Source organism: Pseudomonas sp. BIGb0278 (assembly GCF_024809895.1).
GTDB lineage: Bacteria > Pseudomonadota > Gammaproteobacteria > Pseudomonadales > Pseudomonadaceae > Aquipseudomonas > Aquipseudomonas shirazensis.
The window spans coordinates 110,309-130,612 of the sequence record NZ_JANUEL010000001.1; the positions used below are offsets into that span (position 1 = coordinate 110,309).

Annotated in this window: 18 protein-coding genes; 13 read left to right on the forward strand and 5 right to left on the reverse strand. The window is 63.3% G+C overall.

The genetic code is table 11. The features are described from left to right. The first annotated feature begins 49 nt into the window (after nt 1–49). A complete protein-coding gene (locus M2396_RS00520; RefSeq protein ID WP_259072339.1) occupies nt 50–3,766 on the forward strand; it encodes an RHS repeat domain-containing protein in 3,717 nt (1,238 codons plus the stop codon). A 145-nt stretch (nt 3,767–3,911) separates the two neighbouring features. Here M2396_RS00520 and M2396_RS00525 read toward each other — a convergent pair whose 3' ends face one another. From M2396_RS00525 to M2396_RS00535, 3 genes are all read right to left on the reverse strand, one after another. Continuing rightward, the gene (locus M2396_RS00525) at nt 3,912–4,646 is read right to left on the reverse strand and encodes a molecular chaperone (RefSeq protein WP_101321525.1); all 735 of its coding nucleotides are present in this window, start codon (nt 4,644–4,646) and stop codon (nt 3,912–3,914) included. A 56-nt stretch (nt 4,647–4,702) separates the two neighbouring features. After that, nucleotides 4,703–5,242, reverse strand: coding sequence for a fimbrial protein (locus tag M2396_RS00530; protein WP_150573108.1), 540 nt, complete (start codon nt 5,240–5,242; stop codon nt 4,703–4,705). Between the two features lie 228 nt (nt 5,243–5,470). Further along, entirely contained in the window at nt 5,471–5,881 is a 411-nt protein-coding gene (locus M2396_RS00535) for a PA2817 family protein (RefSeq protein ID WP_150573109.1), read from the reverse strand. Nucleotides 5,882–6,097: 216 nt separating this feature from the next. Here M2396_RS00535 and M2396_RS00540 point away from each other — a divergent pair, with 216 nt between their 5' ends. Continuing rightward, nucleotides 6,098–7,627, forward strand: coding sequence for a hypothetical protein (locus tag M2396_RS00540; protein ID WP_259072340.1), 1,530 nt, complete (start codon nt 6,098–6,100; stop codon nt 7,625–7,627). Between the two features lie 53 nt (nt 7,628–7,680). Here M2396_RS00540 and M2396_RS00545 read toward each other — a convergent pair whose 3' ends face one another. Further along, a complete protein-coding gene (locus M2396_RS00545) occupies nt 7,681–10,128 on the reverse strand; it encodes an acyl-CoA dehydrogenase (protein ID WP_259072342.1) in 2,448 nt (815 codons plus the stop codon). Between the two features lie 168 nt (nt 10,129–10,296). Here M2396_RS00545 and M2396_RS00550 point away from each other — a divergent pair, with 168 nt between their 5' ends. The 3 genes from M2396_RS00550 to M2396_RS00560 all read left to right on the forward strand — a co-directional run bounded on the left by M2396_RS00550 (nt 10,297) and on the right by M2396_RS00560 (nt 12,774). Further along, nucleotides 10,297–10,920, forward strand: a complete 624-nt coding sequence (locus tag M2396_RS00550; protein ID WP_259072343.1) for a glutathione S-transferase — start codon at nt 10,297–10,299, stop codon at nt 10,918–10,920. Nucleotides 10,921–11,065: 145 nt separating this feature from the next. After that, on the forward strand, nt 11,066–11,998 hold the full coding sequence (locus M2396_RS00555; RefSeq protein WP_150570138.1) for an ABC transporter ATP-binding protein: 933 nt from the start codon (nt 11,066–11,068) through the stop codon (nt 11,996–11,998). Continuing rightward, entirely contained in the window at nt 11,995–12,774 is a 780-nt protein-coding gene (locus M2396_RS00560) for an ABC transporter permease (RefSeq protein WP_103438136.1), read from the forward strand. Before M2396_RS00555 ends, M2396_RS00560 begins: the two co-directional genes overlap by 4 nt. Here M2396_RS00560 and M2396_RS00565 read toward each other — a convergent pair. Then, nucleotides 12,658–13,284, reverse strand: coding sequence for a DUF2062 domain-containing protein (locus M2396_RS00565; protein ID WP_150570139.1), 627 nt, complete (start codon nt 13,282–13,284; stop codon nt 12,658–12,660). The genes M2396_RS00560 and M2396_RS00565 overlap by 117 nt on opposite strands. A gap of 142 nt (nt 13,285–13,426) precedes the next feature. Between M2396_RS00565 and M2396_RS00570 the strand changes: the two genes are divergently transcribed. From M2396_RS00570 to murB, 8 genes are all read left to right on the forward strand, one after another. Beyond that, nucleotides 13,427–15,637, forward strand: coding sequence for a DNA internalization-related competence protein ComEC/Rec2 (locus M2396_RS00570; protein ID WP_259072345.1), 2,211 nt, complete (start codon nt 13,427–13,429; stop codon nt 15,635–15,637). Nucleotides 15,638–15,727: 90 nt separating this feature from the next. Next, nucleotides 15,728–16,363: a MotA/TolQ/ExbB proton channel family protein gene (locus tag M2396_RS00575; RefSeq protein ID WP_060481604.1), complete on the forward strand. Its 636-nt coding sequence runs from the start codon at nt 15,728–15,730 to the stop codon at nt 16,361–16,363. After that, on the forward strand, nt 16,360–16,794 hold the full coding sequence (locus M2396_RS00580; protein WP_060481531.1) for a biopolymer transporter ExbD: 435 nt from the start codon (nt 16,360–16,362) through the stop codon (nt 16,792–16,794). The genes M2396_RS00575 and M2396_RS00580 overlap by 4 nt, the downstream gene beginning before the upstream one ends. Further along, the gene (lpxK, locus tag M2396_RS00585) at nt 16,794–17,801 is read left to right on the forward strand and encodes a tetraacyldisaccharide 4'-kinase (RefSeq protein WP_259072346.1); all 1,008 of its coding nucleotides are present in this window, start codon (nt 16,794–16,796) and stop codon (nt 17,799–17,801) included. The genes M2396_RS00580 and lpxK overlap by 1 nt, the downstream gene beginning before the upstream one ends. Nucleotides 17,802–17,843: 42 nt before the next feature. Next, entirely contained in the window at nt 17,844–18,029 is a 186-nt protein-coding gene (locus M2396_RS00590; protein ID WP_028633616.1) for a Trm112 family protein, read from the forward strand. Next, complete coding sequence (gene kdsB, locus M2396_RS00595) at nt 18,026–18,790, forward strand: 3-deoxy-manno-octulosonate cytidylyltransferase (protein WP_101321506.1); 765 nt, start codon at nt 18,026–18,028, stop codon at nt 18,788–18,790. Before M2396_RS00590 ends, kdsB begins: the two co-directional genes overlap by 4 nt. Further along, on the forward strand, nt 18,790–19,254 hold the full coding sequence (locus M2396_RS00600) for a low molecular weight protein-tyrosine-phosphatase (protein ID WP_101321504.1): 465 nt from the start codon (nt 18,790–18,792) through the stop codon (nt 19,252–19,254). The genes kdsB and M2396_RS00600 overlap by 1 nt, the downstream gene beginning before the upstream one ends. Further along, nucleotides 19,251–20,270 carry a UDP-N-acetylmuramate dehydrogenase gene (gene murB, locus M2396_RS00605; protein ID WP_150572939.1) on the forward strand — a complete coding sequence of 340 codons (1,020 nt, stop codon included), beginning with the start codon at nt 19,251–19,253 and terminating at the stop codon, nt 20,268–20,270. Before M2396_RS00600 ends, murB begins: the two co-directional genes overlap by 4 nt. The last annotated feature ends 34 nt before the right edge of the window (nt 20,271–20,304 follow it).

The window sequence follows — 20,304 nt, forward strand, 5'->3', positions numbered from 1 at the left end:
GCCCCTTCGCGGGGCGACTTTCCATCGCTATCAGAACGAAAACGATCCTATGACGAAGCAAACCCTGATTCATTCCAACGCCTTCAACTTCCTCAGCTTCGTGCAGGGCAGTGTCGACCCGCGCACCGGGTTCTATTCCCTGGCCATCGCACTGCCCGAGCTGCCGGCCAACCACCTAAGTGGGCCCAACCTGCCACTGAGCCTGCGCTACAACCCATTGAACATTCAGGACAGCGGCTTCGGCGTCGGCTGGAGCCTCAACCTGACCCAGTTCGACGTCACCACCGGCATGCTCGGCCTGCACACCGGCGAAAGCTTCAAGGTGGCCGACAATGGGCCTGGCCAGACGGCAGTGATCCCTGAACGCAAGATCGACAGCTTTCACTTTGAGAATGTCAGCGAGGGTGCGCACAAGCGTGTGCGCATCGCCCACAAGTCCGGCCTGATCGAGGTGCTCGAACCGCAGGCACCCGATTACACGGTGGCGCTGCCAGTGCGCGTACTGGCCGCCAGCGGCCACGGCATCAGCCTGAGCTACCGCGTGGTAAACGGCGCGCCTTGCCTCGAAACGATCACCGATGACACGCTGCTCGACGGCCGCCCGCGCACCCTGCTGGCGATCGATTACAGCGGCAATGCGCAGGTGAAGATCGACCTCAATCCCGGCACTGAAGCCTTTGCGCGCTACACCCTCGAACGTTCGGGTGATGAGCTGGGCAAGGTCGTGTTGCCGACCGCCGACCAGGCATGCTGGGCCTTCACCTATCGTCGGGTGGGTGAGCTGCGCTGCCTGACCGCCATGCAGACCCCGGTCGGTGCCCGCGAAGTGATCGAGTACAAGGATGACGGCCATGCCTTGCCCGGCGGCCAGGGGCGCACAGTGCCGTACGTGCGGCGCCATGTCATCAGCCCGGGCGCCGGGCAGCCGGACGTCGAGACGCGCTACGCGTTCAGCAGCAACAACTTCCTCGGCAATGGCACCGGGGTGAGCTGGGATAACGATGGTCTGGACAACCTGTACAAGTTTACCGGCTCACGCTTCGTCTACAGCTCGACGGCCAGTCACTACCAGGACGGCGCCGCGCTGCGCACGATCACCCGCGAGTTCAACCGTTTCCACTTGCTCACCGCCCAGGTCACCACCCAGCAAGGCTGCATCGAAACGGCGACAACCACCTATCACGAGCTCAGCGACCTGTCGTTCGCCGACCAGCCTGAACATTTCCAGTTGCCCCAGACGGTGACCACCGAGTGGCGCTTGCAAGGCAACCCCCAGGCTCGCCGCAGTGAAGTGACCGCCACCGACTACGACACCCACGGCAACCTCATCCGCGAGGTCCAGGCCAATGGGATGCAAACCCACTACAGCTATTACCCGGCCACGCAAAGCCAGGGCTGCCCGCGCGATCCGGAAGGCTTTGTGCGCACGCTCAAGTCGCAGGTCCAGCTGCCGGCCGCCGACGGTGAGGGCCAGGCCGAGGCCCTGCGCCGCGATTACACCTACATCGCGCTGGCCGCCCTCGATGCTCAGGCCAAGGGCGAGCTGTTGCAGGACAGCGAAGTGCTGGTGCGAGTGAGTGACGGCACGGTCCTCAGCCGCACCCAAGTCGAGTACGCGGCCGCTCTGGCCGATCCGCTGCTGCATGGCCGGCGCCTGAGCGAGATGCGCACCCTGGGCGGCAAGCGCACCCGTACCGACTACCGCTACGCCCAGCGCGTGGTCGACCGGCACCCGGTGGTGGAGACGGTGGCTACCCGGACGGGGTTCGATAAAACGCAAAAAGTCACCACCCTGCACCACTCGGTGCTGATCGGTGAGCCGCTGCTCAACTATGACGACAATCAGGTGCAGATTGCCTACGAGTACGACCCGCTCAGGCGTGTAGTGCGCGAAACCGTCTCGCCGAACGAGGAAGCGTTCAAGGCCGCGCGCGCCTACAGCTACTACCTGTCGGCCACGGGCAACCAGGCGGTGCAGGTCATGACGGACGTCAAGGGCGTCACTACCTGGAGCTACGTCGACGGCCTCAACCGGGTGGTCCGGCAGATGCGCCAGGACCCTGACTACGCGACGACCCGGCTGGCCCAGGAAGCGCCGCGGCTGAGCTACAGTGCCCGCTACGATGCCCTCGGCAATCTGTGTGAAGAGATCGAGCACGAGTGGCTGGCGTTGGACGACCTGCCGCTGCGCACCCGCTTCGAATACGACGGTTGGGGCCAGCGCAGCTGTGTGATCGGCCCCGACGGCGTGCGCAACCACGAGCAGGTCGATCCGATCGGCACGCCAGAATCGAACGGGCCGATCCTCACCCAGTGGCGTGAGTCGGCGGATGGCCGTGTGCGCACTGGCAAGACCGTCATCTGGAACAATCTGTTCGACAAGCCGGTACGCGTCGAACGTCTGCGCTGTGACGATGCGCGCGAGAGCCTGCACCAGTACTTCTATGACGGCCTGGGCCGGACGGCGCGAGAAATCGACGGCCGTGGTGCGCAGACCGCCTTCGCCTACGACGAGTTCGACCGCCTGCACACGCATACCCTGGCCGATGCCGCGCAGGTGCTGCGCGAGTATGCCGAGCACAGCGATGAAGACCTGCCGGTGCTGATCAAGGTGCGGCATGCCGACGGTGCCACGCAGAGTGTGCTGGGTGAACAGGTGTTCGACGGCCTCGATCGCATGGTCGAGACCATCACCGGTGGCCGTCGGCGGGTGCTGCAGTACGCCGATGGCATGCGCCAGCCGGAGTCGGTGGTCACCCCCAGTGGCCAGGTCATCCGCTATGAGTACCTGCCGCAGTTGGGTGAGGAACCCTTGCAGCGGGCGGTGATTGGCTCCGGGGTCGAGGCGCGATACGACTACGACAAGCACAATGCGCGGCTGCTGTATTGCAAGGAGCAGGGCGAGGAGCTCTCGCGTACCTACTTCAGCACCGGCCAGGTGCGGTCGGAGGCGCGCGTGCAGGAGGGCACCCGCTACGAGATGGCTTATGTTCACAGCCTGGCCGGTCGCCTGTTGAGTTACACCGATGTGCTCGGGCAGGTCCAGTCCTATAGCTACAACCCGCTGGGCCAACTCGAGCAGACCAGCCTGGGCACGCTGACCAGCACCTTCAGCTATGACGCACTGGGCCGCAACACGTCGATCACCACCCAGACGCGTGACGCCGATGAGGCTGTTCGCAGCGTGCAGATCACCCTGGACTATGACGACTTCGAGCGTGAGACCGCTCGCCACTTTGATTTTGGCGATGCGCAGCAGGTATTGGCGCAGACCTACGATGCGGTCGATGCGATCGTCACCAAGACGCTCAGCGAGGGCGGACAACGGCTTCGCGAGGAGGCGTACACCTACGACGAGCGAGGCCGATTGACCCATTACGAGTGTGAGGGTGAAGACGCGTACGTGCCGGTGGACCCCTACGGCAAGAAAATCCAGATCCAGCGGTTCGATCTGGACGCCCTGGACAACATCACCCGCGTGCGCACGCGCTTCGAGGGGGGCACCATTGACGCCCGCTATCAGTTCGACAATGCGCTCGATCCTGCGCAGTTGACCGGTATCGAGGTCCGCGGGCTTGAGGAAACGCCGCGCCGGATCGTGCTCGACTATGACCTGGATGGCAACCTGGTGCTGGACGAAGAAGGGCGCGAGCTGCAGTACGATGCCTTGGGGCGCTTGCACAGCGTCAAGGACGAGGACCGTTCAACCATCGCCCTTTACGGCTACGACCCGTTGGATCGGCTGGCGATGCAACAAACGCTTTGAGTGACGGGCGCGGTGTGACCTGGCATGTGCAGGCACAGCGGCCCTTGGATTGCCTCGAATGAACAAAGGCCTGTGCATGCACAGGCCTTTTTTTTGCTGTGGGCTGCGGCCGGGTGGTTACCGGCCAGCCGCTAACGACGCTGAATCACTGCACGCCCACCGGGCTGGAACGTTCGGCAGTGATGCCGCTGTAGTCATTGATCGTGGTGAAGCTGACCTGCAGGCCGTTGGTGACCGATACCTGCTTCAACGCATAGGTCTGGCGGGCCAATGGCAAGGCCATGTCGTGGGCGGTGATGGTTTCACGGACGCCGGCGCCGCTGATGACCAGCTGGTTGAAGGTGAAGTGGTAGGGCGAGGGATTGTCGACCACCAGGTGCGGTTTACCGTCGATCCGTTGTACCGACCAGACCAGGTCCTTGAGTCGATCTTCCGGGCGGCCTTTGAGGTGGCTGGGCCGGTAGAACAGCTTGATGCGTGTGCGCAGGGCGATGTTGAGGACGTTTTGCCCAGTGTCCGTCGCTTGCGGAATTTCCTGCAGGTTGAAATAGAACAGCGATTCACGGTCTTGCGGCAGGTCGTTGGGCAGGGCGTTGATCTGCACCGTCTGTTCATTGTCAGGGTCGATGCGGAACAGGCTGGGCGAGGCAATCAGGGGGACGGCAGTGGTCGCATCGTCGGCCTCGGTATTGACCCAGGCCTGTGCGGCGTACGACGTTTTCGAAGGGTTTGCGACAATCACCGAAGAGCTGCGCTTGGCGCTCTCATGGACGATTCGCGTGTGGCTTATGGTGAGTGCGGCATACGCGCTGGGCATGCTGGCGCTGAGCAGCAGCAGGCAACTGCTCAGGGTAATCAGTGAGCGGGGCAAAGGCTGCATGGTGTTTGACCGAGCGTAAAGAAATCGACTCCAGGTGCCAGCACCTGGAGTGCGTGTTAGGGCAGGCTCACCAGGAACGAAACTTCCGCTTCGGCCAGGCCTTCGCCAACCCTGGCGGCGTGGGACTCATACGCCGCATAGAACATCAAGTCGGTAGGCTGCGACTGGTACAGGTCGTAATCGGGAGATGCCGCATTGGGGTTGAGTTTGGTGCGGGTCCGGTCCTTGATCGTGATGCCCAGTCCCGTGGCGCCGCCATCGCGAATGGCGTAGAGGTTGGTGCCGACCACGCCGTGCAATGGCGTGAAGGTCACCTTGGTTTTGGTACCGGGAGCGATGACGCACGTGGTGGTCGGCGTCACGCGCAAGGCAAATGCCACGTCTGGGGTGGCAGTGCCGCTCGCGCCAAAGTAGCCGGTGGTGAAGTTACCCATCGATACACGGGGGATGACGCTGCCGCCCGGGTTGACCACCTCGATGGGGCAGGTGCCACCGCCGTAAACGGTACCGTAAAAGTTGATCTGGCCGGTTTCGGGTGCTGCGAACACGGTGCTGCTCGCCATTCCCAGGGCAAGCATGAGTAACGTCTTTTTCATGGGTAGTTCCTTGAATCTGTTCGTGTGTGTGGCAGGCCCAGCAGGCTCGCTGATGGAGCGGCGCTAGGTGGATGTGAGCGACGAGCAGATTAAAGGGGACGCGACAGGCAGGATGTAGGGCTAATTAACCCGCGCCTGTGGATTATCAGATGGGGGCGCCGCAAGGGGCGCAGAGGCGGGGCACACGTCAGCCTGACGCGCCGCCCCTGATATGGCAGACCGCAGTGTTCAGTGCGCAGATCCTCGATTGGACAGCATCAGCATTTCTTTGTGTTGATGCCAATCGAACGCTTCGCCTTGCTGTTCGGCGTCGTAGCGGATTTCTTCCAGTTGCTGGTACAGCTCGAGCTCGTCGTCCGGCATGAAGTGCAGGCAGTCGCCACCGAAGAACCACAGCAGGTCACGGGGCACCAGGTGGGCGATCTGCGGATAGCGCTGGATGACCTGACAGATCAGGTCCTGGCCGAGGTATTGGCTTTCCAGTGGATCGGTCGGCAGACGCTCCAGCAGTTCGTCGAAACGCTCGAGGAACAACGCGTGGCTTTCTTCGGGAACCTGTTCGGCTTCGCCGAGCGCCACCAGGATGGTACGCAGGTGCTGCAGAAGCTGCAGGTGGTGTGCCAGATAGGAGTGGGCCATGTTAACAACTCGAGTACGTAGAAAATGCGCAATTATACGCTCAGGGCCGACCTCCTGTCCCGAATGGGCGCCAACGGCTATCGCCCCGTCTCAATGTGGGCGGGCGACAGACAGGGTGTTCTGCCAATGAGTGGGTTGTCTACTGCAAGGACTGTCAGTTGGCGGTGTGGTGACGCAATGTTGGTATGGGCGACCTGAAGAACAAGGAGTTTTGCCATGCCTGATACTACGCCACGCCGCGCGCAACCCACGACGCCCGACAGTTCCTTGAAAACGCTGTGTGTCGACCCGCCAACGCTGCTTATCGGTGTCTTTGACCAGCAGGTCGTCAACGCGTCCTGGTCGGCTTATGCTCAGCGTGATGCGCAGCGCATCAGTGAGCAGATACCGTACGACCGGATTGTCGAGGGTAATGTGTGGCGGGTGGGCACCCTCGCTGTGGGTGTTCCACGCGTGCACTACGGCGATCATTACATCAGCCTGACCCTGCCCGTTGTAAAGGACTCGCAGTTTACCTTTCGCGCGGAATTGGGGCGTGCCGAGCGACGGGTTCATGAAATCCTGGAAGTCTTGCCGGGTGCGGACACGACATTCACCGTCAAGGTACCGCTGGCCAATGGCTACTTGCGTTACAAGACGATCGAGGGGCGGGTCGTTCGGCTGCAGTGGTCGGGTCAGGCGACGTTCGAAAACTCGGGCGGTGATTACAATTGGGCAGCGCTGAGCGAGTTTTATAAAACAGCGGCTCGGGTCAACTTGTATGAGGTACTTCCGCCAGTCAGTCCGCTGCTGCACGACATCAAAGGCAGTTACACGATACGCGACGACAGTATGGACCTGGTGTTGTCTTCGTTATCGGGAGAACATGCCGCGGTTGATGCAACGCCAGCGCCTGCGCCTGCACGTGCAGGGGATGCGGGCGTTTTATCGTTCCTCAGCATTCTTTTCCCCGAGGTATTAACCGGGCTGCCACCTGTTGATAGGGCCTGGCTTGCCAACTTCTGCACGCCGCCGGCTTCCCTGCGATTCACCGCCGGGCAATTGATACCTGAACTGTTGATGTATTGGGCCATGTATGACGTCAGCAGCGTGGCGGGCCCAGACCACAGTCAGGCACTCGCTGCACCACCGCTGTCCATTACGCCTCGGCTTCGGTTGGTTGGCGCAGGTGATGCAAAACAGGCCCTGAGCTTGCCCCCTGGCGCGCCGAGCGTGCAGTGGAGCTTTGAGGGTCGAGCTCTCGGCCGCTTGGTAAACGAACAGGGGCAGATGTTCTATTACCCGCCCAATGCACCCTCGCCGGCCTTCGTGCTCGAGGCCAATAATAAGACCAGGCATCCTGTAGCGCGCCGATCCGACGCAGGTACGCTGATCAGCGCGGATGTCATCAAGGCAACAGCGGGCGGTCAAAGTGCAACGTCCACCTTCGTTGCGTTGCACACCACAGAGTCCCATTACATCAAGGCGCAGTTGGCCAACAACAAGGTCAAGCTGAAGGTGTTTTATGAGACTTGGGGGGGTGTGGTCGAGGTGCCTGATGCCCAGGTCCGATGGACCGTCATCAGTGGTAATGGCAGCATGTCTACAGCGGGGGTGTTTACGCCACATCCGAGCGACCCGTCCCCCTTCACTGTGCTATTGGCAGAAGATACTCAGGATCAGGCGCAGTTCCACTATTGGGCGTCGATTGTCCTGCCTGTACCGACGCTGGACGCCGCTCGCTTCGTTGAACTGACCAACGGTTGAGGCGCCTGTAGCGCCAGCCCGGGACCGAACGCCGGTCCCGGGCTGGCGCGCCGTCAGCGAATCTGGCCCTCGGTCAGCGCCAGCTGCTCGGGTTCGAACGCGTCCACATCGATCACCTGTCGACGGGCCTGTTGCGCATCGAGCAGGCGTTGCCCGTCCTGCGGCTGCAGTACGCCTGCGTTCACCGCCGCATCGATGGCCGACTCGCCGGGCGCGGGTCGCACGGTGCCGTCCTTGAGGGCCTGGTGCAGCGTTCGTTGCAGCGGGGCGACCTCATCGAGCAGGTCGCTGGCGCGCTGCAGTGCGCCCACCGGGTCGTCGGCGGCATTGGGCCGGTAGCAGCCCGCCAGCAATTCCTCGAGCGCCGGGTCGCCTTTGCCGCGACCGATCAGTTCGGCGACCTGCGCATCCAGTTCGTCACTCGGTCCGGTATGGCAGCGGCCGGTGGGGAATACCAGCACCCGCAGGGCGCAGCCGATGAAGCGGTTGGGGAAGTTGTCCAGCAGGCGATCCAGGGCTTTTTCCGCCTGGCCGAGGCTTTCTTCCATGGCCCAGCGCAGCAGCGGTTGCATGTGCTCGGGCGAACCCAGGTCGTGGTAGCGCTTGAGCGCCGCCGAGGACAGGTAGAGGTAGCTGAGCACGTCACCCAAGCGGGCACTGAGCCGCTCGCGGCGCTTGAGCGCGCCGCCGAGCAGCATCATCGACAGATCGGCGAGCAGCGCAAAGGCTGCGGCCTGGCGGTTCAAGGCGCGGAAGTAGCCCTGGCTCAAGGCGTCACCCGGTGCCCGCTCGAAGCGCCCCAGGCCAATGCCCAGGACAAAGGTGCTGGCCGCGTTGCTGACGGCGAACGAGATGTGCTTGAGCAGCAGATCATCGAACGTCCTTAGCCCCTGCTCACGGTCTTCGTGCCCGGCCGCAGCCATTTCCTTGAGCACGAACGGATGGCAGCGGATGGCGCCTTGGCCGAAGATCATCAAGTTACGCGAAAGAATGTTGGCGCCTTCGACGGTGATGAAGATCGGCGCACCTTGCCAGTTGCGGCCCAGGTAGTTGTTCGGGCCCATGATGATGCCCTTGCCGCCGTGCACGTCCATGGCGTGCTGGATGCACTCGCGGCCGCGCTCGGTCAGGTGGTACTTGAGAATCGCCGACAGCACCGAGGGCTTCTCGCCCAGGTCGACCGCCTTGGCGGTGAGCAGGCGCGCGCTGTCCATCAGCCAGGCATTGCCGCCGATGCGCGCCAGCGATTCCTGGATGCCTTCAAAGGCGGCCAGGGGTACGTTGAACTGCTCGCGGATGTTGGCGTACTGGCCGGTGACCAGGCTGGTGTACTTGGCGGCGCCGGTGCCGACCGCTGGCAGGGAGATCGAGCGGCCGACCGACAGGCAGTTCATCAGCATCATCCAGCCTTTGCCGAGCATGGATTGGCCGCCGATGAGGAAGTCCAGCGGGATGAACACGTCCTTGCCGCTGTTCGGCCCGTTCATGAACGCTGCCCCCAGCGGCAGGTGGCGCTGGCCGATTTCCACGCCGGGGGTGTCGGTGGGGATCAGCGCCAGGCTGATACCCAGTTCCTCTTCCTCGCCCAGCAGGTGCTCGGGGTCGTAGGCCTTGAAGGCCAGGCCGAGCAGGGTGGCGACCGGGCCGAGGGTGATGTAGCGCTTTTCCCAGTTCAGGCGCAGGCCGAGGACTTCCTCGCCTTGCCATTGGCCTTTACAGATGATGCCGGTGTCAGGCATGGCGCCGGCATCGGAGCCGGCCAGCGGGCCGGTGAGGGCGAAGCACGGGATATCGTCGCCGCGGGCCAGGCGCGGCAGGTAGTGATTGCGTTGTTCGTCGGTGCCGTAGTGCAGCAGCAGTTCTGCCGGGCCGAGCGAGTTGGGCACCATCACGGTCGAGGCGAGGTCACCGCTGCGGGTCGCCAGCTTCATCGCCACCTGGGAGTGGGCGTAGGCGCTGAAGCCCTTGCCGCCATATTCCTTGGGGATGATCAGGGCGAAGAAACCGTGTTGTTTGATGTATGCCCAGGCTTCGGGGGGCAGGTCCAGGTCCTGGCCGATCTGCCAATCACTGACCATCGCGCAGAGCTCGTCGGCGGGGCCGTCGATGAACGCTTGCTCTTCTTCGGTGAGTTTCGGCGCGGGGTAGTCGAGCAGGGTATGCCAGTCAGGACGGCCGCTGAACAGCTGGCCATCCCACCAGACGGTGCCGGCCTCGATCGCCTCGCGCTCGGTTTGCGACATCGGCGGCAGGGTGCGCTGGAACCACTTGAACACCGGCCCGGTAAAGATCTTGCGGCGCCAATCGTGGAGCACCAGCAGGGCGGTCTTCGCCGCCAGCACCAGCCAGATGAGCGCCAGCAGCCAGCCGGGTGCCTTGCTGAAAATGCCCATCAGCAGGGTATAGGCGGCAACGATGGCGAGAATCTGCAACGGTGGCAGACGCCGGTGGGTGAGGTACGCCGTGCCGATCACCAGGACCAGCAACCACAACAGCAACATAATCCTTCCTCCTTGGAAGTTGGGCTTGAGCCGACCCCAGCAGCATAGACGGCCTCGTCTGTTCAGTGACCGGTCGTGGCGCCAAGAGTTCGCCGGGTGTTGTCAGGGCATGTTTCCTGGGGGGCCGCTGGAGTAGACTCCAGGTTCTGCATTCATAAGGACGTCGTCATGCTGAAGATCTGGGGTCGCAAGAACTCGAGCAACGTGCGCAAGGTATTGTGGGCTGCCCACGAACTCGGCCTGGATTTCGAAGCGATCGATGCCGGCGGCGCTTTTGGTCTGGTCAATGAGCCGCACTACCGTGCGCGCAACCCCAATGGCCTGGTGCCGATGGTCGAAGACGACGACCTGACCCTGTGGGAATCCAACACCATCGTGCGCTACCTCTGCGCGCAGTACGGCCGCGAGCAGGGCTGGTATCTGGATGATCCACGCCAGCGCGCCCTGGCGGACAAATGGATGGACTGGACCACGTCAGCCCTGGCCACGCCGTTCCGGCCGCTGTTCTGGGGCATCCTGCGCACGCCCGAGGAGCAACGCGACTGGGTGGCGATCAACGCCGCGCTAAAGACCTGTAGCAACCTGCTGACGATCGCCGATGAGACCTTGGCCAGGCAACCGTACTTGTCCGGCGAGCAGATCGGCATGGGTGACATTCCCTTGGGCTGTTTCGCCTACGCGTGGTTCGAGATGCCCATCGAGCGCCCTGATTTGCCCCATCTGCAGGCCTGGTATGAGCGCCTCAAGGCGCGGCCGGCCTATCAAGCGGCGGTAATGACCGCGCTGACCTGATCGAACACCTGTGCGCTTTCGATAGTCACTATCAATGCACATGACTGTACTTGTGTGGCCCTGGCTTGCACCATGGGCCGCACTCACTGCGCCAGTGACCTTATCTGGCGTGTCCTGAACCTCCTAGAATGGTACGTGACCCGCTATGAGTTCTGCTCTGTCCATCCGACAGCTGACCAAAACCTACGGCAACGGCTTCCAGGCCCTCAAGGGTATTGATCTGGATGTCGCCGAAGGTGACTTCTTCGCCTTGCTCGGCCCCAACGGCGCCGGCAAATCCACCACCATCGGCATTCTCTCGACCCTGGTCAACAAGACCAGCGGCAGCGTCAATGTCTTTGGCCATGACCTCGACCGCGAGCCTGCCGCGCTGAAGCGTTGCCTGGGCGTGGTGCCGCAGGAATTCAACTTCAACCAGTTTGAAAAGACCTTCGATATCGTCGTCACCCAGGCCGGCTACTACGGCATCCCGCCCAAGCTGGCCAAGGAACGCGCCGAGCAGTACCTGACCCAGTTGGGCCTGTGGGACAAGCGCGACGTGCCATCACGCTCATTGTCTGGCGGCATGAAGCGTCGGCTGATGATCGCCCGTGCACTGATTCACGAGCCGCGCCTGTTGATCCTCGACGAGCCAACCGCGGGCGTCGATATCGAGCTGCGTCGGTCGATGTGGAGCTTTCTCACCGAGCTCAACGAGAAAGGCATCACCATCATTCTGACCACGCATTATCTGGAAGAGGCCGAACAGCTGTGCCGCAACATCGGCATCATCGACCACGGCACCATTGTCGAAAACACCAGCATGCGCAAACTGCTCGGCACGCTGCATGTCGAGACTTTTGTGCTGGACTTGAAGCAGGACCTGACCACGGTGCCAGCCCTGCACGGCTACCCGTGCCGGCTGATTACCCCGCATACGCTGGAAGTGCAGGTCGACAAGGATATCGGCATCACCGCGCTGTTCGGCCAGCTGGCCTTGCAGAACATCGAGGTGCAGAGCCTGCGCAACAAGACCAACCGGCTTGAGGAGTTGTTCGTGTCACTGGTAGAGAAAAACCTGTCGAAGGTGGCCGTATGAGTGTGGAACTGCGCACCAACTGGGTCGCCCTGAATACCATCGTTTACCGCGAAGTGCGTCGCTTCCTGCGGATCTGGCCGCAGACGCTGCTGCCGCCGGCCATCACCATGGTGTTGTACTTCGTCATCTTCGGTAACCTGATCGGTCGGCAGATTGGCGACATGGGTGGCTTCACCTACATGGAGTACATCGTGCCTGGGCTGATCATGATGTCGGTGATCACCAACTCCTATGGCAACGTGGTCTCGAGCTTCTTCGGCAGCAAGTTCCAACGCTCGATCGAGGAGCTGATGGTGTCGCCGGTGTCGCCGCACACCATTCTCGTCGGCTATGTGCTCGGCGGCGTGCTGCGTGGGTTGGCGGTAGGGGTGATCGTGACCATCCTGTCGATGTTCTTCACCCACCTGCAGGTGCATCACCTGGGCGTGACCGTGGTGGTAGTGCTGTTGACCGCAACCATCTTCTCGCTGCTGGGCTTCGTCAACGCAGTGTTTGCGCGCAACTTCGATGATATTTCGATCATCCCGACCTTCGTGCTGACCCCGCTGACCTACCTGGGCGGTGTGTTCTACTCGATCAGCCTGCTGCCGCCGTTCTGGCAGGTGGTGTCGCTGGCGAACCCGGTTCTGCACATGGTCAACTCGTTCCGCTACGGCATCCTAGGGGTTTCGGATATCAGTATCGGTACTGCGATCACCTTCATGCTGGTGGCCACGGCTGTGCTGTATGCCCTGTGCATTCGCCTGCTGGTCAGCGGCCGCGGCATGCGTGCATGACGTACGTTGCTTGCGGCGCCGCCACTGGCGGCCGACCCACCAGCGCCAGTAGCTCATGGTGATGAAGTAGGCGGCGATGCCCAGCACCACGCCGCACACCACTGAGCCGAGCAAAAATGGCTGCCACACGGTAGCCAGCTGGTCGGTGATCCACTCGAAGGTGAGGTCGTCGGGCAGGCTGCGTGGTGGCGTCTGCAACAGCCAGGCGCCGGTCATGTAGGTGACGAAGAACACCGGCGGCATGGTCAGCGGGTTGGTCAGCCAGACCAGGCTGACCGCGATCGGCAGGTTGCCCCGCAGCGGGATCGCCAGGCTGGCGGCCAGCAGCATCTGCATCGGCATCGGGATCAATGCGGCAAACAGGCCCACGCCCATGGCCCGTGCCACTGAATGGCGGTTCAGGTGCCAGAGGTTGGGGTCGTGCAGCAGCTTGCCGAAAAAGCGTAAGGACTTGTGTTCCCGAATGCTGGTCGGATCCGGCATGTACCGTTTGAACAGGCGGCGCGGCATGGGGGCTCCCGGGGCAGTGATCGGGCAAGTATGCCTTGATTCCCGGAATGGCTTGTTCAGAGTTTGTGACAATTGTTGAGCAAGACTGACCCTTAAATACGCTATTCCTCTGCAGGCTGTCTTGCTTGCGGAGCTCTACCTTATGCGCACAGGGATGTTGGCGCTTGCGCTCGGGCTGTTGTGCCTGGGCTTTCTACCCGTTCTGCCGACGGTCGGCTGGCTGGTGGTGATGCTGCTGGCTGCGCTTGGCTGCCTGGCTACGCGAGTCTGGCCGCTGGGCTGCTTGCTGCTGGGCTTTTGCTGGGCGTGCTGGTCGGCGCAGCAGGCGCTGGATGATCGTCTGGCGCATTCACTTGATGGCCGCACGCTATGGCTTGAGGGGCGCGTGGTCGGCCTGCCAGCGGTATCGGCCCACGGTGTGCGCTTCGAGCTGGATGAACCCGCTTCGCGCCGCGCCGAATTGCCCGGGCGCCTGCAACTGAGCTGGTTCGACGGCCCAGAGATTCGTGCCGGAGAGCGCTGGCGCCTGGCCGTGACCCTGAACCGCCCGCGCGGCCTGCTCAATCCACATGGGCCGGACCGCGAGGCGACGCTGTTGGCCCGGCGCATCGGCGCCACTGGCACGGTCAAGGCGGGAGCGTTGCTGGAGCCGGTGGCCGGCGGCTGGCGCGACAATTTGCGCCAGCGCCTGCTGGCAGTGGATGCCTGGGGCCGCGAAGCGACGTTGGCGGCGCTGGTACTGGGCGATGGCTCGGGGCTGGCCAGGCAAGACTGGCAAACGCTGCAGGCGACCGGCACGGTGCACTTGTTGGTCATCTCGGGCCAACACATTGGGTTGGTCGCAGGGTTGGTCTACGGCCTGGTGGCGGGGCTGGCACGTTACGGAGGCTGGCCGCGGCGCTGGCCATGGCTGCCGTGGGCGTGCGGGCTGGCCATGACGGCCGCGCTGGGCTACGGCTGGCTGGCCGGGTTTGGCGTGCCTGTGCAGCGGGCCTGTCTGATGCTGGCGGTAGTGCTGCTCTGGCGCCTGCGCTTTCGCCAAGTGAGCGCCTTTGTACCACTGTTGATGGCGCTGTGTGGTGTGCTGCTGGTTGAGCCGTTGGCCAGTTTGCTGCCCGGATTCTGGTTGTCGTTCGGCGCGGTGGCAGTGCTGATCTGCTGCTTTGCCCAGCGCCTAGGCGGTTGGCGGCCTTGGCAAGCGTGGACGCGTGCGCAGTGGGTGATCGCCATCGGCTTGTTGCCGGCGATGCTGGCGTTGGGCCTACCGATCAGTCTGAGCGCGCCGTTGGCTAATCTGCTCGCGGTGCCCTGGATCAGCTTCGTGGTGCTGCCGTTGGCGTTGCTGGGCACCTTGTTGCTGCCGCTGGCGGGGTTTGGCGAACTGCTGCTATGGCTGGCCGGCGCAGCGCTGGCTGGGTTGTTCGACGTGCTGACGGTGGTGGCTCAGTGGCAGCCGGCATGGATTGCCCGGCAGTTGCCGCTACTGGCCTGGTTGCTGGTGCTCAGTGGCGCGTTGATCGTGTTGCTGCCCCGTGGCGTACCCATGCGTGGCCTGGGCGCGCTGATGCTGCTGGCGCTGTGGGTGCCTGGCAAGTCGTTGCCGCAGGGGCAGGTCGAGGTGCTGCAGCTGGACGTCGGCCAAGGCCTGGCGATCCTTTTGCGCACGCGCAACCACAGCCTGCTCTACGATGCTGGCCCAGCACGCGGCGAGAGCGATCTGGGCGAAAGTGTAGTGCTGCCTACTTTGCGTAAACTGGGCGTCGATCGACTGGATGTGCTGCTGATCAGCCATGCCCATGCCGACCATGCCGGCGGCGCAGCGGCCGTGCAGCGCGGCCTGTCGGTCGGGCGCGTTGTGGCCGGTGAGTCGGAGCAGGCCTTCCAGGCACAAAGCTGCGAGACGGGGCAGGGCTGGCAGTGGGACGGGGTCGACTTTTCACTCTGGCATTGGCCGCAGGCGCGCTCGAGCAATGACCGCTCCTGCGTATTGCTGGTCGAGGCGCAGGGCGAGCGTCTGCTGTTGGCCGGCGACATTGAAGCCAGCGCCGAACGCGCCTGGCTGGCGGCGCATGAAGGCAAACGCATCGACTGGCTGCAGTCACCGCACCACGGCAGTCGCAGCTCCTCCACCGAGGCGTTCATTGCTGCCACCAGGCCGCGCGGCGTATTGATTTCCCGCGGTGCGCACAACGGTTTCGGCCATCCGCATGCGCAGGTGCTGGAACGCTACCAGCGCCATGGGCTGGCGATTCACGACACCGCCATAGAGGGCGCCTTGAGCTTGCGCCTGGGCGCTCAATCCCAGGTTGCCGGGCAGCGTGCCCAGCGCAGGTTCTGGCGTGACAAAGAATGACCCCGGCACGCGCATTGTTGCGACCTCCGGCAACTCAGCCGAGGGCGATCCTATGGTAGAGTGGCGGCCTTTTTCGAGGGGATGATTACTGTGTGGGAATTGGTAAAGTCCGGTGGTTGGATGATGCTGCCGATCATTCTGAGCTCCATCGTCGCCATGGCTATCGTCGTCGAACGCCTGTGGACCCTGCGTGCCAGTCGCGTAACCCCGCCGCACCTGCTGGGTCAGGTGTGGATGTGGATCAAGGACAAGCAGCTCACCAGTGACAAGCTCAAGAGCCTGCGCGCTGACTCGCCGCTGGGCGAGATCCTCGCTGCCGGCCTGGCCAATTCGCGCCATGGCCGCGAAATCATGAAAGAGTGCATTGAAGAAGCCGCCTCGCGGGTTATTCACGAGCTCGAACGTTATATCAGCACGCTCGGCACCATCGCTGCGATGGCACCGCTGCTGGGTCTGCTCGGTACCGTGCTGGGCATGATCGACATCTTCAGCGCGTTCATGGGGTCGCAGATGACCGCCAACGCTTCGGTGCTCGCCGGTGGCATCTCCAAAGCCCTGGTGACCACGGCTGCAGGCCTGATGGTCGGTATCCCGGCGGTATTCTTCCACCGCTTCCTGCTGCGCCGCATCGACGAGTTGGTGGTCGGTATGGAGCAAGAGGCGATCAAGCTGGTCGAAGTCGTGCAAGGTGATCGCGAAGTGGAAGTGGCGGGAGTCAAGGCGTGAAGTTTCGGCGCAACCGTGCGCGGGAGAACGTCGACATCAACCTGGCGTCGTTGATCGACGTGGTGTTCGTGCTGCTGCTGTTCTTCGTCGTCACCACCACCTTCACCCGCGAAAACCAGCTGCGGGTCGAACTGCCGGAGGCCTCTACAGGCGCGCCGGCCGAGGCCGACGAGGGCAAGCGGGTGGATATCACCATCAGTGCCGACGGGGTGTACTCGGTGAACAACCACCTGCTGCCGAAAAGCGACCTGGCCACTCTGGTCGAAGCGCTGCAGCAGGAATCTGGCGGTGATACCAAGCTGCCGTTGTCGATCAGCGCAGATGGCAAGACCCCGCATCAGTCGGTGGTGACGGCCATGGACGCGGCGGGCAAGCTTGGTTTCAGCCAGCTGCGCATGACCACGGTCGAGGCCGCAGCGGGGACGCCCTGATGGCTTTCACCGAGCGCTTGCTCGCTGCCTGGTACAACGGCCACCCAGCGCTGGCCTTTTTGCGGCCGCTGGAGCTGTTGTACCGTCGCGTCGTGCTGCGCAAGCGTGCGCGCTTCATCAGTGGTGCAAGCGCCGCTTACCGCGCGCCGGTGCCGGTCATTGTGGTCGGCAACATTACCGTTGGCGGCACCGGCAAGACGCCGATGATCCTCTGGCTGATCGAACACTGCCGCAAGCGGGGCTTGCGCGTCGGTGTGGTCAGCCGCGGTTACGGTGCCAAGCCGCCTTCGCTGCCCTGGCGGGTGGCGGCGGAGCACAGCGCCGAGCAGGCCGGCGACGAGCCGTTGTTGATCGTTCAGCGCACCGGTGTGCCGCTGATGATCGATCCCGACCGTTCGGCGGCCGTACGCGGGCTGCTTGCCAGCGAACCCCTCGACCTGATCCTCTGCGACGACGGCATGCAGCATTACCGCCTGGCGCGTGACCTTGAGCTGGTGCTGATCGATGCCGCACGGGGCTTGGGCAATCGCCGATGCCTGCCCGCAGGGCCACTGCGCGAGCCGGTCGAGCGCCTCGACGAGGTCGACGCGCTGCTCTACAACGGTGCCAGCAGCGACCGCGAAGACGGCTTCGCCTTTCAACTCAAGCCTTCGGCGCTGGTCAACCTGCGCAATGACGAACGCCGTGGGCTTGACCATTTCAGCCCTGGCCAGGCCGTGCATGCGGTGGCTGGCATCGGTAATCCACAACGTTTCTTCAACACCCTGCTGCAGCTAAACTGGCAGCCGGTGCCGCACCCGTTTGCCGACCATGCGCAGTTCAGCGCCGAAGCGCTGACGTTCAGTCCGACGCTGCCGGTGGTGATGACCGAAAAAGATGCGGTGAAATGCCGTGCCTTTGCCGCTGACGACTGGTGGTACCTGACAGTCGAGGCGCAACCGTCGCCGGCCTTCAGTACCTGGTTCGACGCCCAGCTTGAGCGTCTGCTGCCTGCGCAGCAGCCCTGACCCTGTTCAATTTTCCGGCCGCTTGGCCCCAAGGACGCACTCATGGACACCAAACTGCTTGATATCCTGGCTTGCCCGATCACCAAAGGCCCGCTCAAGCTCAGCGCCGACAAGACCGAGCTGATCAGCAAAGGCGCAGGCCTGGCCTACCCGGTGCGCGATGGCATCCCGGTCATGCTGGAAAGCGAAGCACGCACCTTGACCGACGACGAGCGTCTGGACAAATGAGCCTGGACTTCACTGTGGTCATCCCCGCCCGGCTGCGCTCCACGCGCCTGCCGGGCAAGCCGCTGCTGTTGATCGCTGGCAAGCCGATGGTCCAGCACGTCTGGGAACAGGCGCGCAAAAGCAGCGCCAGCCGGGTGGTGATCGCCACCGATGACGCCAGCATCGTTGCCGCCTGTCAGGCATTTGGTGCCGAGGTATTGCTGACCCGCGCTGACCATGAGTCGGGCACTGATCGCCTGGCAGAAGTTGCCGCCCAGCTGGGTTTGGCCAGTGATGCCATCGTCGTCAACGTGCAGGGCGACGAGCCATTGATCCCGCCGGTAATCATCGACCAGGTCGCGGCCAACCTTGCTGCGCACCCGGAAGCCGGCATCGCCACCCTGGCTGAGCCGATCCATGAGCCGCAGACGGTGTTCAATCCCAATGCGGTCAAGGTAGTCAGCGACAAGAATGGCCTGGCCCTGAGCTTCAGCCGTGCACCGTTGCCGTGGGCCCGCGATGCGTTTGCCGTGAACCGCGAGCAGTTGCCGCCGGCAGTGCCTTATCGCCGCCATATCGGCATGTATGCCTACCGAGTTGGTTTTCTTCAGGACTTCGTCAGCTGGGGCCCGTGCTGGCTCGAGCAGACCGAAGCGCTGGAACAGCTGCGAGCGCTGTGGCATGGCGTGCGTATTCACGTTGAAGATGCGCTCGAGGCTCCCGCCGTGGGCGTTGATACCCCAGAAGACCTGGAGCGCGTTCGGCGCTTGTTGGAGGCCTGATGCGCGTCCTGTTTGTGTGCCTGGGCAATATTTGCCGCTCGCCCACCGCAGAAGGGGTGTTGCGCCATCAGTTGCAACGCGCCGGGCTGGCCGACCAGGTAGAAGTGGCATCGGCCGGTACGGGCGACTGGCACGTGGGCAAGGCGCCGGACGCGCGCACCTGCAAGGCAGCGCTGGCGCGCGGCTATGACCTGTCGGCGCAACGTGCCCAGCAGGTCAAGGCCGGCCATTTTGCCGAGTACGATCTGGTGCTGGCCATGGATGCCAGCAACCTCGCCGACCTCAAGGCCATACGCCCGCCGGCGTCCAAGGGCGAGCTGGATCTGTTCCTGCGTCGCTATGACGGCGCGTTGGATGAAGTCCCCGACCCGTATTACGGCGGCGCGGCCGGTTTCGAGCAGGTGTTGGACCTGATCGAGCTGGCGTGCGAGCAGTTGGTCAATGAAATCAGGGGGCGGCTATGACTGCCACCTGGCAACAGCAGGTATCGCTCAAGCCTTTCAACACCTTTGGTATTGACGTCAAGGCCCGCTATTTCGCCCAGGCGCACAGCGACGCCGAGGTGCGGGCGGCATTGCTCGAAGCGGCCCGTCTTGAGCTCCCGGTGCTGGTCATCGGCGGTGGCAGCAACCTGCTGTTGACCGGTGACATCGACGCGCTGGTGCTGCATATGGCCAGCCGTGGCCGGCGGTTGCTGAGTGAGGAGGGCGATCGTGTGGTGGTCGAGGCCGAAGCCGGTGAACCCTGGCATGAGTTTGTGCAGTGGAGCCTGGCGCAGGGTTGCAGCGGGTTGGAAAACCTCAGCCTGATTCCCGGCACCGTCGGTGCCGCGCCGATGCAGAACGTCGGCGCGTATGGCGTCGAGATCAAAGACGTGTTTGCCGGCTTGACCGCACTCGACCGTGAAACAGGCGAGCTCAAGGATTTTTCCCTTGAGGAGTGCGGGTTTGGTTACCGCGACAGCCTGTTCAAGCGCAATCCCGGCCGCTGGTTGATCCTGCGCGTGCGCTTTGCCCTGAGTCGCAGCTTGCATGCGCACCTGGACTACGGCCCAGTGCGTCAGCGTCTGCACGAGCAGGGCGTCGTCGAGCCGACCGCGCAGGCAATCAGCGATGCGATCTGCAGCATTCGTCGCGAGAAACTGCCTGACCCGCTCGAACTGGGTAATGCTGGCAGCTTCTTCAAGAATCCGCTGGTCAGCGCCGTGCTCGGCGAGCAGCTTCGCGCTCGCTATCCGGGTGTGGTGGCTTATCCCCAGGCCGATGGCCAGCTGAAGCTGGCGGCGGGCTGGTTGATCGAGCAGGCAGGGTGGAAGGGCTATCGCGATGGCGATGCCGGCGTGCATCGGTTGCAGTCGTTGGTACTGGTCAATTATGGCCAGGCCTCGGGGGCGCAGTTGCATGCGCTGGCGCAGAAAATTCAGGCTGATATCTTCGCCAGGTTTGGCGTGGAGCTGGAGATGGAGCCGAATCTGTACTGAGTAGGTGGCACATGGATATGCCAGTGCAGCGCTG

Coding starts and splice junctions, on each gene's coding strand:
- M2396_RS00520 (WP_259072339.1), top strand. CDS start 50: ATGACGAAGCAAACCCTGATTCATTCCAACGCCTTCAACTTCCTCAGC.
- M2396_RS00525 (WP_101321525.1), bottom strand. CDS start 4,646: ATGCAGCCTTTGCCCCGCTCACTGATTACCCTGAGCAGTTGCCTGCTG.
- M2396_RS00530 (WP_150573108.1), bottom strand. CDS start 5,242: ATGAAAAAGACGTTACTCATGCTTGCCCTGGGAATGGCGAGCAGCACC.
- M2396_RS00535 (WP_150573109.1), bottom strand. CDS start 5,881: ATGGCCCACTCCTATCTGGCACACCACCTGCAGCTTCTGCAGCACCTG.
- M2396_RS00540 (WP_259072340.1), top strand. CDS start 6,098: ATGCCTGATACTACGCCACGCCGCGCGCAACCCACGACGCCCGACAGT.
- M2396_RS00545 (WP_259072342.1), bottom strand. CDS start 10,128: ATGTTGCTGTTGTGGTTGCTGGTCCTGGTGATCGGCACGGCGTACCTC.
- M2396_RS00550 (WP_259072343.1), top strand. CDS start 10,297: ATGCTGAAGATCTGGGGTCGCAAGAACTCGAGCAACGTGCGCAAGGTA.
- M2396_RS00555 (WP_150570138.1), top strand. CDS start 11,066: ATGAGTTCTGCTCTGTCCATCCGACAGCTGACCAAAACCTACGGCAAC.
- M2396_RS00560 (WP_103438136.1), top strand. CDS start 11,995: ATGAGTGTGGAACTGCGCACCAACTGGGTCGCCCTGAATACCATCGTT.
- M2396_RS00565 (WP_150570139.1), bottom strand. CDS start 13,284: ATGCCGCGCCGCCTGTTCAAACGGTACATGCCGGATCCGACCAGCATT.
- M2396_RS00570 (WP_259072345.1), top strand. CDS start 13,427: ATGCGCACAGGGATGTTGGCGCTTGCGCTCGGGCTGTTGTGCCTGGGC.
- lpxK (WP_259072346.1), top strand. CDS start 16,794: ATGGCTTTCACCGAGCGCTTGCTCGCTGCCTGGTACAACGGCCACCCA.
- M2396_RS00590 (WP_028633616.1), top strand. CDS start 17,844: ATGGACACCAAACTGCTTGATATCCTGGCTTGCCCGATCACCAAAGGC.
- kdsB (WP_101321506.1), top strand. CDS start 18,026: ATGAGCCTGGACTTCACTGTGGTCATCCCCGCCCGGCTGCGCTCCACG.
- M2396_RS00600 (WP_101321504.1), top strand. CDS start 18,790: ATGCGCGTCCTGTTTGTGTGCCTGGGCAATATTTGCCGCTCGCCCACC.
- murB (WP_150572939.1), top strand. CDS start 19,251: ATGACTGCCACCTGGCAACAGCAGGTATCGCTCAAGCCTTTCAACACC.